13 protein-coding genes are annotated in these 12,319 nt (G+C 43.6%); all 13 read right to left on the bottom strand.

The features are described from left to right. Positions 1-8 precede the first annotated feature (8 nt). The 13 genes from REIFOR_RS07275 to REIFOR_RS07220 all read right to left on the bottom strand — a co-directional run bounded on the left by REIFOR_RS07275 (position 9) and on the right by REIFOR_RS07220 (position 12,301). A complete protein-coding gene (locus REIFOR_RS07275; RefSeq protein WP_193437327.1) occupies positions 9-272 on the bottom strand; it encodes an acyl carrier protein in 264 nt (87 codons plus the stop codon). After that, a complete protein-coding gene (locus tag REIFOR_RS07270; RefSeq protein ID WP_145980254.1) occupies positions 273-755 on the bottom strand; it encodes a hypothetical protein in 483 nt (160 codons plus the stop codon). Positions 756-838: 83 nt separating this feature from the next. Further along, entirely contained in the window at positions 839-1,954 is a 1,116-nt protein-coding gene (pseG, locus tag REIFOR_RS07265; protein WP_100256930.1) for a UDP-2,4-diacetamido-2,4,6-trideoxy-beta-L-altropyranose hydrolase, read from the bottom strand. A 1-nt stretch (position 1,955) separates the two neighbouring features. Continuing rightward, positions 1,956-3,989, bottom strand: coding sequence for an aminotransferase class III-fold pyridoxal phosphate-dependent enzyme (locus tag REIFOR_RS07260; protein WP_100256929.1), 2,034 nt, complete (start codon positions 3,987-3,989; stop codon positions 1,956-1,958). Further along, on the bottom strand, positions 3,986-4,852 hold the full coding sequence (locus REIFOR_RS07255) for an aldo/keto reductase (RefSeq protein WP_100256928.1): 867 nt from the start codon (positions 4,850-4,852) through the stop codon (positions 3,986-3,988). The genes REIFOR_RS07260 and REIFOR_RS07255 overlap by 4 nt, the downstream gene beginning before the upstream one ends. After that, entirely contained in the window at positions 4,849-6,012 is a 1,164-nt protein-coding gene (pseC, locus tag REIFOR_RS07250; protein ID WP_100256927.1) for a UDP-4-amino-4,6-dideoxy-N-acetyl-beta-L-altrosamine transaminase, read from the bottom strand. Before pseC ends, REIFOR_RS07255 begins: the two co-directional genes overlap by 4 nt. Positions 6,013-6,014: 2 nt before the next feature. Continuing rightward, on the bottom strand, positions 6,015-7,013 hold the full coding sequence (gene pseB / locus REIFOR_RS07245; RefSeq protein ID WP_100256926.1) for a UDP-N-acetylglucosamine 4,6-dehydratase (inverting): 999 nt from the start codon (positions 7,011-7,013) through the stop codon (positions 6,015-6,017). Positions 7,014-7,168: 155 nt separating this feature from the next. Beyond that, positions 7,169-7,306, bottom strand: coding sequence for a hypothetical protein (locus tag REIFOR_RS16855; RefSeq protein WP_158524317.1), 138 nt, complete (start codon positions 7,304-7,306; stop codon positions 7,169-7,171). Between the two features lie 265 nt (positions 7,307-7,571). Next, the gene (locus REIFOR_RS07240) at positions 7,572-7,916 is read right to left on the bottom strand and encodes a MarR family EPS-associated transcriptional regulator (protein WP_100256925.1); all 345 of its coding nucleotides are present in this window, start codon (positions 7,914-7,916) and stop codon (positions 7,572-7,574) included. A gap of 158 nt (positions 7,917-8,074) precedes the next feature. Continuing rightward, entirely contained in the window at positions 8,075-8,599 is a 525-nt protein-coding gene (gene rfaH / locus REIFOR_RS07235) for a transcription/translation regulatory transformer protein RfaH (protein WP_100256924.1), read from the bottom strand. A gap of 312 nt (positions 8,600-8,911) precedes the next feature. Beyond that, the gene (locus tag REIFOR_RS07230; protein ID WP_100256923.1) at positions 8,912-10,078 is read right to left on the bottom strand and encodes a nucleotide sugar dehydrogenase; all 1,167 of its coding nucleotides are present in this window, start codon (positions 10,076-10,078) and stop codon (positions 8,912-8,914) included. 223 nt (positions 10,079-10,301) lie between these two features. Beyond that, a complete protein-coding gene (locus tag REIFOR_RS07225; RefSeq protein ID WP_100256922.1) occupies positions 10,302-11,186 on the bottom strand; it encodes a glycosyltransferase family 2 protein in 885 nt (294 codons plus the stop codon). Next, a complete protein-coding gene (locus REIFOR_RS07220) occupies positions 11,177-12,301 on the bottom strand; it encodes a capsular polysaccharide export protein, LipB/KpsS family (RefSeq protein WP_100256921.1) in 1,125 nt (374 codons plus the stop codon). The genes REIFOR_RS07225 and REIFOR_RS07220 overlap by 10 nt, the downstream gene beginning before the upstream one ends. Positions 12,302-12,319: the final 18 nt, after the last annotated feature.

Below are 12,319 nucleotides of genomic sequence, written 5' to 3'. Positions count from 1 at the left end.
TTCCAGTATCACTGCGAGCCCTTTTTAAATCGGTTCTCATAAATAGCAACAAAATCACCAAAAGAAACAGGGTAAACAGCATCTTCCATTTCAACAAATGGGTCAAACTCTAGCTCTTCTTCCAACCGGGCTACGAGAATAGCGAAACCCAATGAGTCGAGCCCGCTGTCAAGAAGCACGGTATCGTCTGTCAGCTCTGAACACTGTAGCCTCGATTCTGTTGATTCGAGAGCTTCTTCAAAAAGTTTAATAATTACTTCACGTATCTGCATCTATTTCTCCAATATGAACTCTTGACATGATTTTTTAACGGAACCCGGCATCACTTTTTCAGCCTTATTGATAATAATGTTATGCTGATCCGAGGCAAGGCAATATTCGATAAACTCAACTTCACTGCCAGTCTTTGTGGATCGAATGAAACGTGAAGTTTCAGGGATACCCAAAAACCGATTCAGTTTTATCGGATTGATGTTAAACGCTGCAACTTCGCTGCGCAAAATTCTAGTGGTGGGTAAACTAAAGGAGTATTTAGCTGCAATCACAAGAAGTGCTACAAATAGACCTGGGATGATTTTCTCCGAGCCAATGTAACAACCCCAAGTGACTTTGCCACTTCCCAGCCCTGTGAAGTAAATCGTGCCAACTGATGTTCCATTATACTCAACCACATAATAGGCTGCAGAACAATTCGCCTCCAGACACGACAGAAATTGTTTATGTGCACTGAGTTCGATAACTGAATCGTCTACCATATTCAGACGTATTCTTTCTGAGTTTCGCCAACTCAGAACTCTATCCGTATTCTCTTGTGAAAAATGCATCAACTTGAAACTCATCATATGTTCCTTTGATCTATGAGAGCTTGAACAACGCGACGACAACCATTACCGTCGACGAGCTCACGCATGCGCTTTGAACTAACACGGTTGCCTGAAGGATTGACTAGTATCTGCTTCAAACCTGCACGAATGAGGTTTATGTTTGCATGCTCGACTTTACCGAGGAAATATATGAGACCTTTCTTCTCCAATTCTTGGTTGATGCCATGCTGATTTATAGCAACACTGACTATAACAGAGTTCAAACCAAGACACATACGCTCCCAGTTTGTTGCACCACCCGCACCGAGCATTAAATCGGCTCTTATGATAAGGGCGGAAAGACTGGGCAACTCGTAATAGACTCTTGCGTGCTCAACCCGTGAAACCAAATCCGAAACAGCTTCCGGCGCTGAGTGGTTGCTTCCGATGACGACATCAACATAAAGATGTCGGAATTCTGGGGCATTCAGTGCTGTCAAGTATCGTTCAGTCAAGTGAAAGGGGTCACTCCCACCTACAAAAATTAACACTCTGGATATCTCGCCATTTCGCTCAGGCAAAGCGTTCGCAAGCAACGGATAATCTAGTCCTAACAATGCGTAGTGTGGACCAAGGAGCAGATTGCACTCGGCATTTGTCCGCCCCTTGTAGCGCGCTTCACCTGATTTGCCCTGTGCATTCTGGTCGAGAAGAATATCGGCTTGATGATCCCGATCACCTAAGTCATCAATAACCATAAGTTTGTGGTAACAATTTTCTAGTAGAAGCTGCCAATTTTTATCAATTGCATAATGATCAACGATTAACCAGTCAACTACTACATCGCCAATTAAATTTTTTGTTTGCTCGGCATCTGTTTTCCAATCTACTCCTAGCGATGCTGCGTGCGCAGGGACGCTCTCATATTTCTCTGTTAATTTTTCTTGCATCACAACTTGAGTAGCTAAAGCTTGAGCTTCAAAACCACGCTTACGGATTAGTTCAAGCAAATTCCCTTCGTGCGGACGACAAATAAAACGACAGCTTGCGCCTTGCGCACGCAATGCTTGAGCAAGCGTAAGGCATCGCATAACATGCCCTGTGCCGATATCTAGCGATGCGTCTGTACGGAAAATGATGTTCATCAACATATTAATTTAGCCGTTTAAAACCAGCATGACAAATAGGCCCTTTTAACAACTCACTTACATTACGACCTTCTTCACATTCTTTAATCAATCCAAATACCGATTGTAGGGCATCAAAGTAACCATCTATAATAGTTGGCGTATGTTCTGTAGACACATAAACACTATTACTAGCGAGGTAACCCTTGGCTAACATTTCCTGTGTTACTAAAGTTTTGTAGGCCAATGCATTTTCACTTTGGAAAGTGTAGCCCGTTAGTGACGGCAGACCCCAGTGACTAATACCTAGGTCATGGTTATCTGCCAACAACTGCCACCGTTTACGAATCTGCAAGCCAGTTTGAGTAATGGTTTTCCACGACTTAACGCGTTCCATAACCTCGAGAGTTTTTAACGCTGCAGAAGGCCCAATTCTTTCAGTCCAAAAAGTAGAACTGATAAATGTATTTTGAGCGGCCTGCATAATCTTCTGTCTCCCGACGCAAGCGGAAATCGCATATCCATTACCCAAGGCCTTAGCAAATAGCGCAATATCAGGCTCCACGTTAAATTTATTATGTAACCCTCCAAATGTTTCACGGAAACCTGATGTACATTCGTCAAAAATCAAGACAATCTTGTTTTCAGTAGCCAAGCTACGCACTTTTTCTAAATAATCATCTATGGGGCCGCTATTACGAGATACTTCCATTTTAATTGCAGCTATCTCACCGTTATTCTCTTTTATTAAATTTTCAAGCTCTTCAATATTATTATAGCTAAAGGGTAAGACTGTACCAGTTAAACCACGAGGAACACCCAGTGGTTGAAGCCCAGGTAGCAAATGTCCATCGAGACTTTGATCGCTATTTAGATTCGAAGCCAAGTACCAATCATGCCAACCATGATATCCACAGATCGCGACTTTATCCCTACCGGTATGTGCCCGAGCTATTCTAATAGCAATTGAGTTTATTTCACCACCAGCTCTTGCAAAGCGGACCATATCAGCCCAAGGGTTAATCTCAATTAATTTTTCCGCTAAGTAAACTTCCTCCGGACAATTAAGAGTTGACATGTTCCCGTCTTTAACACATTTCAAGACAGCATCGTCTACTTCTTGATGGCCATAACCTAGGATATTTGTTCCAATGCCCATGATGCTCATATCGATTAATTCGGTTCCATCCAAATCCCAAACCTTACAGCCTTTCGCCTTGCTGAAATATGCAGGCCATTGATCCGGTAAAAACATCTCTGGCCTTTTGGATAAAAGCATATTACCACCAGGTATTACATGCTTAGCACGCTTGTACAGCTTTTGCCCAGCGCCCATTGAAGCCCCCTCATTCCTATCAATGTGTTTATTAATCTCAAAAATATTCGGCATCTGTTCTCTTAAAGTAAGTATTTCAGACCAGGTGAAATGTATTTCTGGAGAAAAATAGTTAAAGATATTATCTATTAATATTAAGTCATCATGTTCATCTAGAGTTAATCGAATATTGGAAAAGTCTTCAACTGATTCCATATTGCCAGTTTTGAAAAAACCGGAGTCCCGCGCATAAGGTGTAACATGCTCGCGTTCATGAGGTTCCTGACTCTTAAAATGTGATTGCTCTAATACGCTAAAACTAAACACCTCAACATCTAGCCCATCCGGGTAAGTAGGAGGCATCCCATTACTAAAATAATCGACATCTGAACTGAGGTACCCCTTGATGACTTGATCCACTAAATCAGCATCCACCAGGGGACAATCCCCTGTAATCCGAACTACAATATCCGCATCATGTTCTTTTGCAGCATTATAAAAACGCTCAAGCACGTCATTTTCACTGCCCTGCGAACAACTAAACCCAAGATTCCTCACATAGTCTGCCAGACGGATGTCGGCATCCGCATCAGAAGTAGCCACAACTATCTGATCAACTAACTTTGATTGTGAAAGTCGAAACAACAATAATTCAATTACAGGGATGCCATTTATGAGCTTCAAGACTTTGCCGGGAAGCCGGCTGGAACCCATTCGGGCCTGGACTATAGCTACAATTTTCACAATATATTCCAATTAGCAGGGTTAATGAGGTTCGTGACATCACTACTGATTTCTGGATACGAATTTATTGAGGTACCACTAGCTGCTCTAATAATTTCTGCAAGCTGAGGCTGCGTTTCGACTCCAACAACCACCCTAGTAATATCCGGAAAAGAAAGTACATAAGAAATACAAGCATCCAAGGGTGACATTTTATTTGCAAGCAGCCATCTATCCCAATGATCCCACAATATATTCCAGGTTTTGAACTTACTAGGAATAGAGTCTCTCGGTATAAGCAATAAACCCTGTAAGAAACTAGAGCGAATATGTATTTCTACTCCGGCAGTACTTAGCTTTCCCAACCAACCAGAGTTGATCAGCCGGCGATCCACCAAATTAAATGGGCACTGAACAATATCAAAGTCATATATATTAAAAAGTGCATCAAACTCACCGGGTGAGGACACGGATATACCCACATTTCTAACTAAACCCGAATCCTTTAATAACCTTAAAGCGGAAAGAATTTTAAAACCTTTTGGCTCAAATAATTGGTCAGGTCTATGGAGCAACAGTCCGTAAAGCCTCTCTACTCTAAGGCGGCAAACTGAGTCTTTAACAGAGTTGATCACCCAACCTTCTATATCGATTATATGCTCAGGGATTTCGGGCAGTTTTGTTACCACATTGAAGGCCGCAACCCCCATATTACCCAGAACCTGTTCGCTGTCACCATAAGCCATCGCAGTATCTATAGTATCGACGCCAGCAAGAGTGGCGCTCTTTAGAATTGCTTTTCCGTCTTCCTGGCTTACTTTCCCATTAACATTAGAAATTCCATATTCCATACCAAATTGAGCTGTACCTAAAGCTAATCTCATTTTGGCGATACCAAAGACCTTAGTACCTCAACAACTTTATCTTGATCTTTTTCAGATAAAGCTGAGTACATTGGCAAACTAATGGCCTCAGAATAGTATTTTTCAGATTCAGGAAAGTCACCCTTCTTAAAACCCATAGCAGCATAATAGGGTTGCAGGTGCACCGGTATGTAATGAACGTTCACACCGATATCGTATTCTCTAAGACCTTCAAAAACCTCCTTATGAGAGCGAAGAATGTAATCTAACTTTAATCGAATAACATAAAGATGCAATCCCGAATAGGTATCGTCCAATTGAGAAGGAATTACTACTGGTAACCCATCCAGAAGGCGATCATATCGTCGAGCAATTTGATGCCGCTTTGAAACGAACTCGCTGAGCCTGCCAATTTGAGATACACCAAGTGCCGCCTGGATATCAGTCATGCGGTAATTGTAACCTAATTCAACCTGCTGGTAATACCACGGGCCATGCAATGGCTCAGTCATCATATTTTTGTCTCGCGTAATGCCATGCCCTCGGTAGAGTGCCATTTTATCTGCTAGCTGGTCGTCATTAGTTAGTGCTGCGCCACCTTCACCCGTGGTAATAATCTTCACGGGATGAAAACTAAATATTGTAATATCAGAATATGCGCAATTGCCGATTGGCCCGCCTAAGTAGCTGCCTCCAATGGCATGGGACGCATCTTCAATAATTTTTACGCCATATCCCATGCATAGATCCCGAATAGCCCTCATATCACAAGACTGGCCACAAAGATGAACTGGTACTAAAATTTTCGGTAAAGTTCCGTTTATTTGTGCTTTTATTAACTCTTTCTCTAGTTTTTTGGGACAAATATTATATGTATCAGGATCGATATCAACAAAATCGATCTTAGCTCCACAATATAATCCAGCATTAGCGGATGCTACAAACGTGACTGGCGTAGTCCACAGTATGTCACCTTTTCCTAAACCCAACGCAAGACAAGCTGCATGAAGCGCTGATGTTGCACTATTCATGGCAAGCGCGTGTTTAGCGCCGGTGATTGAAGTTAAGGCTTTTTCGAACTCAGGCACCTTAGGCCCCTGAGTAAGGAAATTAGATTTCAAGACATCTATAACAGCTTCGATATCAGCATCAGAAATATCTTGTCGACCATAAGGTATCATGGTTAAAATTTTCCTAATTTTTGTTGATTGGCCTTCAACCAAACTTGCAGTTCATGCCTAGTCATCCATTCCTTGTTTGTTTCACTGTTATATGTAAATCCAGAAGGTACGTTTTTACCATCTTTAATTCTCAAAGGATCATCACCCCAGCCATTAATAACAGGTAAAATCTTATAATGATCATCATATTCGTAGGTTGAAGGCGCATCCTCCTCTCCAATCATTTGCTCATGTAACTTTTCTCCGGGCCGTATGCCTATGATTTTCTGAATTGCATCGGGCGCTACAGTACTTGCTACCTCTGTTACCTTCATAGAAGGTATTTTTTTAACATATATTTCTCCACCAATCATATCTTCAAAGGCATGCCAAACAAGCTCCACGCCCTGCTCCAAAGAAATCATGAAACGTGTCATTCTTAAATCCGTAATTGGGACAGTTCCGCTGGCCTTTACTTGATCAAAGAAAGGAATAACTGAGCCACGAGAGCCCATAACATTTCCATACCTAACTACAGAAAAATGTGTTCCATGCTCTCCAGAATAGGCATTACCAGAGACGAATAACTTATCCGATGCTAATTTTGTAGCGCCATAAAGATTTATGGGGCTACTTGCTTTATCCGTAGATAGGGCGACGACGCCCTTAACCTTGCAATCTATGCAGGCATCAATAACATTCATCGCACCATTAATATTAGTCTTTACACATTCGAATGGATTATATTCTGCTGTCGGAACGATTTTTGTTGCGGCGGCATGCACTACATAATCAACCCCGGTTAGCGCTCGATACAGCCTTTCACGGTCCCTAACATCTCCAATAAAGAATCGAACACGGTCATCATTCGCAAAATGCTTAGCCATCTCCCATTGTTTCATTTCATCTCTAGAAAATACAATAATTTTTTTAGGGTTGTATTTATCTAAAGTCATGGGGATAAACGTGTGGCCAAAGGAACCAGTGCCACCGGTGATTAAAATAGTACTATTATTTAACATATAACCAAACCATCCTATATATATTCAATTTAGTTTCTACCGTTAAAGAGAATTCGAACTTACGTAAGAATCGACGAACTTTGAAATCCCTTGCTCTATAGATGAGTTAGGATCAAATTGATATTTATAAACCAAGTCATCAATATCCGCATAGGTCAAAGGACCATCACCGCTCTACACGACAATATATTTTTCACCACTTGATTTGACATATCAGCAAGGAAGTCGTCTGTTACTACTATTTCTGTATCTACTAAAGCCGCACCGATACCAAATATGTCAAACTTTTTCATCGAGGTTCCAAAGTTTCAAATAGTTTAAGCTAGGGCATTAGCCAAGGCATTTACTCTCACCAGTTATGTCGACTGAGAGGTCTATAAAACGAGCAACAGTGCCCATTATCGAACCCTACCAAGCTGTCTTTTCATTCAGTGTTTGTATATGCTGTTTGGTACCTAGATCACGCATTCCCACCGTTAAACTTGCTCTTAAAAACCTTTTAAATTATCACAAACAAAGGCGCCGTCGTCTGTCATAAAGGAATTTAGTCCATCGATTTTAATTTCTTGTCAAGTGCGTTAGTGGGCTGTTAGCCATGTCCCGCTTAAGCTGCGCAATTTCTTGACTGATCTTTTCATGTTCAATGATTTTACGCTTTAAGAAACTGGCTGTTAATCTACTTTTTTCTTCAATACCTGCAGGGGTTAATAAATAGAGGTAACTCATTTTACTCGCGCTGCGTTTAAAGTTCCCGGCCTTTACCAAGCCTGTGGTAATCAATGCCTGCACACAATAATTGATTTTCCCAACGCTCACACCCAATTCTTGGGCCAATTGCCGCTGCGATATGTGCGGGTTAGACTCTATGTGTTTGAGTATTTTTAAATGAGCTTCTGTAGTCATAGTTCTGCATTGTGGTGGGTGAATAATGAGTAGTGGAGCCATAAATAGCAATCGACTGACACGCTACCGCCCTACCCGATTACTTATGGTATTTGCAAAAATTTCGTTCAACTACTGAACGAAGCCTTAGGTTATCACAAATTTTGCTGTGAAATCAATCATTCAGCAGAGTAGGTGATTTTTTGTATTTGGGTATTGGCCAAGGATGTGGGGATTTGCTGGTGTAATAGGCTAATGAGCACCATGGCTCTTTGTTGGCCATCTGCATGGCTATACAATGCCTGCAAGCCTTTAAAGAGGCCTTCTGTGATGTTGATTTTGTCACCTGCTTGGGGCAAATCGTCGGCCTCGGCCCAGGTTAAACCTGTGTTTTCGCGCAACTTAAGTTGGTCTATAAGCGCTTCTGATATGGTGACCGGCTCAGTTCCAAAGCCCACAATTTTGCTCACGCCTCGGCTAGAGCGAATACTGGTGTAAGTTAAACCATTTTGCTGTGTCTGGGCGTTAATGAATAAGTAACCCGGAAATAAAGCTTCTTCCACCTGAATACGTTTTCCGCGCCTGAGCTTTTCTACCTGTATTTTCGGGCAGTAGCACTGTGCCTGTTGCCGCTCTAGGTTTTCTAAGGCTCGCATCTCTTGACGAGCCTTCACTTGCAATAGCAACCAGTTGGGTGAGGTCATTAGTTGGCTTGCCAAAGTTCTGCTGTGATCACCATAGTGGAACCCTTAATATTGCGTCTTATTATAAACGACATTTACCGAAAATTATGACATAGCTTAATTGATTAAAAAAGCCTGTACCCCCCCCCTAGACTTAAGCTTAATGAGTGGCCCAACTGTCGTTGACTCAAATTTAGGTTACAATCTAAGACTCTAAACAGTTTGTAGGTGATTTCGTCACTAAGCATTTATAAGGCTCCGGCCCAATCACGAAGCTAATCATAATTCAAGCGGTAGAATGACATTTGTTGTCAGGGGCCTTACATCTTTTAGTCAGTCGCTACCAAACAAATCCCGCGTATACACCTTAGCCTTGACATCATTTAAAGCATCAGCCTGCCTATTCGCCACAATCACATCCGAAACTGCCTTAAACTCCGCCAAATCCTTAATCACCCGGGAATTAAAAAAACTCTCCTCCTCCAGCACCGGCTCATAGACCACGATTTCAACGCCCTTGGCCTTAATCCGCTTCATAACCCCCTGAATGGCCGATGCTCGGAAGTTGTCTGACCCAGTTTTCATCACCAGCCTGTAAATACCCACAACCTTGGGGTTGCGTTTTAAAATGGAGTCGGCAATAAAATCCTTACGAGTGGTATTTGCATCTACTACCGCTCGCACCATGTTACTGGGCACATCACCAAAGTTCGCCAAAAGCTGTTTTGTGTCCTTTGGCAGACAATAGCCGCCATATCCAAAAGACGGATTGCGATAATGGGTACCGATTCGTGGGTCTAAACCTACGCCTTCGATGATTTGCTTAGAGTCAAGATTGTGGGTTTCCGCGTAGCTGTCAAGCTCATTAAAATAGGCAACCCGCATGGCCAAATAGGTGTTAGAAAACAGTTTTACGGCTTCTGCCTCGGTACTGTCGGTCAACAATACCTCCGTGTCCGTCTTTAGACCACCGTCTTTAAGCAGTTTTGCAAAGGTTTCGGCCCGGGCCGATTGCTCGCCCACAATTATGCGCGAAGGGTAAAGATTATCGTAAAGCGCCCGGCCTTCGCGAAGGAATTCAGGTGAGAATATGATATTTTCATTGTTAAAGGTTTTGCGAATACGCTGAGTGTAGCCAACCGGTACCGTAGACTTAATTACGATAACCGCTTTGGGGTTAATATCGGTTATATCGCGGATTACTGACTCAACACTACTAGTATCGAAATTGTTGGTTACTGGGTCATAATCTGTAGGGGTGGCTACTATAACAAAGTCAGCATTTAGATAGGCTTCCTGATTATCTAGGGTGGCCCTAAAATTCAGACTTTTATTGCTTAGGAAGTCGGTGATTTCTGCATCTACTATAGGGGACTGCTTGTTGTTTAACAGATCAACTCGCTCATTAAGGATGTCAACGGCCACCACTTCGTTATGTTGTGCCAGTAGCATCGCGTTAGAAAGCCCAACATAACCCGTTCCAGCGACTGCAATTTTCATTATTTGATCCTTTTAATGATATCGAGATTAAGATAAGCAAGAGTATATAGGGTTGCAGAGTGAGTTCAAACGGCGATTTTGAGCGTGTTGGTTTCTGGTGGTTATGCTGGTTCACATAAGTCTTGGTGAGATCTTTCAAGTTCGCGCCAAAGTAGACCTGGGTGCAGTGCGATGATGGGATCGGTCAAGCATGATTCGCTGGCAAGTTCGGGTACTCTTGGGATTAAGGCTTAGGCTCCATTAGATCTGCCAAGAATGCAGGCAGCCCCTTCTCCTGGCCTACAACCCCTATTTCACTTAACACCGTTCGTTGTGCATCGCTAATCAACAGATGATTATATTCCTGCTCCAAGGTGCCATTGTTATACATCGGCACCCAACGCTTGATATGGGGCCCCATCTTGACCTTTGGGCGGCCCAATTTCTCAGCTCTGCCGGCTATATTGGTTTCAAATTGGCTGTAAGTTCGGTAAGGGAAATGGTGCACCTGCAAATCGCTATTGTTGTATTTTGACCAGAATTTGAGATGCCTGGCTCGGTGGTTACCACCCTTAATTTTCCACAATAGCCTGGGCTGAACAATTACCTTGGGGCTGATCTTTACCAGCTGCATCGAGCAACTGGGGTCATTAATTTGAGACTCGCCACCATACAGAATCGGAGATTTGACAAAATATTCGGCTTGATAGAACGGTAATTGAGCACTTTCCATCTCGCGGGTCAGTAGGCGATTATAGCGCTGTACCGTCTGTACCGTCGCATCCTCGCTTAGTACTTCTGGGATAGACAGGCCGTCCTTCGGCCACCAAAATTCATCGGCGTCATTGGGTATTACATGGCTCACCCCGAATACATCCCGCGCCTGGCGAGCCATGGCGGTCATCCATTTTGACTGTTGATAGCTGGAATCTGGGTTGTCGATCACAACTAAATCCGACCGTTCCGCCTGATCGCGCAGATAGTCCAAGGTACCGTCGGTAGAACCGTTGTCCATAACGATAAACTGGTTAATGCCTTTGGCGCGATGAAAGCGCAGATTTAGGTCAATAATGTCGATCTCATTCTTGACGAGTAACACCATCGCCACCTTATCTGGTTTTACTGCCATGGTGTTTCTCCATTGAATCGGTGCAATCGCTTTATGATGTCTTGGACATGAGCCGGTTCGGCGGCTCGCCAATCACCGGTAATTTGGTATTCTTGTCTTAAATAGGCAAACAACCCGCTAATGGCGTCTGCATCCGGGGTCCAGTCGGTCAATTGGCCAATCGCCCTATTCAGTTCGTCGAGGTTGTCGGCGCCAAGGGTCATACCCGGCATGCGATAAAAGGCTTGGCCCACAACTATTAGCTTATTTCCCGCGGCCAGGGCTTCAATACCAACGGTTGAATTGATGGTTAAAACGGCTTGCGAGTGGGCGACCAAGGTTTTTGAGTCAATATCGGTGATAACAGTCACGCCCTGCTCTTGAAGTAGCTGGAGCACGTTAGCATTGGGCGTGCTGCATTTGGGATGCGGCTTTACCACCAATTGCAAACCAGCTGCTTTAAAGGCTGGCTGGGCTGCGAGCAGAATTTCTGCCAGGTGCGCCGTATTCTTAACCCATGGAGAATAACAGACTATCTGACTGTCGCCGTTGACCTGGAATGGCACCAATACGAAGCGTTCTGGCAGCTTATCTGGGCGGGCGAGAGGCTCAATCGTTGTCGGGTCTGGCTGGTTGCCTGAATGGGTGACCCTGTAATCCCGATAAAAGCTGGGGTCTCTCGATAATGAATTACCATAATTAACCCCGCGAGCATCGAGGGTGGTATGGCCAGGCAACAGTCCGTTTTCCATATAGCGTAGTTTGATGCCCAATTCCTCACAGCACAAACACCAAAGTTGTTGACGATGTTTTAGGCCATTCCAGACAACTGAATGGGCCACATCCTCGCGGGATAGGAAACGATAGTAACTGTTATAGAGCCACATGGACTTCAGTAGCAAGGCCCCGCGGTATAGCGGCGCGGCTCCGGCCGGTAGGGCTCGTCCCCGGCTGTTGTCAGTCTTGCGGCTAGCCTGCTGTACGATACCTAACAGGCGTTTATCGTACTTCATTAGCGGCCAAGCGTTTTTGACCGACTTGAACCAACAGACACTCATGCTGGGTTCCTGGGCCGCTATTTTGCTAAAATAGCGACGATGCAACTGGGTGGCCGCAAAGAATATTAGTTTTTCCAACTGAGCATCCTAATTAGG

This window comes from Reinekea forsetii, assembly GCF_002795845.1.
Taxonomy (GTDB): Bacteria; Pseudomonadota; Gammaproteobacteria; order Pseudomonadales; family Natronospirillaceae; genus Reinekea; species Reinekea forsetii.
This window is presented reverse-complemented; position numbering and strand designations above follow the sequence as displayed.

Excerpts from the sequence above, each read along its gene's own strand:
- REIFOR_RS07270 (WP_145980254.1), bottom strand. The coding sequence starts at position 755 with ATGGTAGACGATTCAGTTATCGAACTCAGTGCACATAAACAATTTCTG.
- REIFOR_RS16855 (WP_158524317.1), bottom strand. The coding sequence starts at position 7,306 with ATGAAAAAGTTTGACATATTTGGTATCGGTGCGGCTTTAGTAGATACA.
- pseG (WP_100256930.1), bottom strand. The coding sequence starts at position 1,954 with ATGTTGATGAACATCATTTTCCGTACAGACGCATCGCTAGATATCGGC.
- REIFOR_RS07255 (WP_100256928.1), bottom strand. The coding sequence starts at position 4,852 with ATGAGATTAGCTTTAGGTACAGCTCAATTTGGTATGGAATATGGAATT.
- REIFOR_RS07230 (WP_100256923.1), bottom strand. The coding sequence starts at position 10,078 with ATGAAAATTGCAGTCGCTGGAACGGGTTATGTTGGGCTTTCTAACGCG.
- pseC (WP_100256927.1), bottom strand. The coding sequence starts at position 6,012 with ATGATACCTTATGGTCGACAAGATATTTCTGATGCTGATATCGAAGCT.
- REIFOR_RS07240 (WP_100256925.1), bottom strand. The coding sequence starts at position 7,916 with ATGACTACAGAAGCTCATTTAAAAATACTCAAACACATAGAGTCTAAC.
- REIFOR_RS07275 (WP_193437327.1), bottom strand. The coding sequence starts at position 272 with ATGCAGATACGTGAAGTAATTATTAAACTTTTTGAAGAAGCTCTCGAA.
- rfaH (WP_100256924.1), bottom strand. The coding sequence starts at position 8,599 with ATGACCTCACCCAACTGGTTGCTATTGCAAGTGAAGGCTCGTCAAGAG.
- pseB (WP_100256926.1), bottom strand. The coding sequence starts at position 7,013 with ATGTTAAATAATAGTACTATTTTAATCACCGGTGGCACTGGTTCCTTT.
- REIFOR_RS07225 (WP_100256922.1), bottom strand. The coding sequence starts at position 11,186 with ATGGCAGTAAAACCAGATAAGGTGGCGATGGTGTTACTCGTCAAGAAT.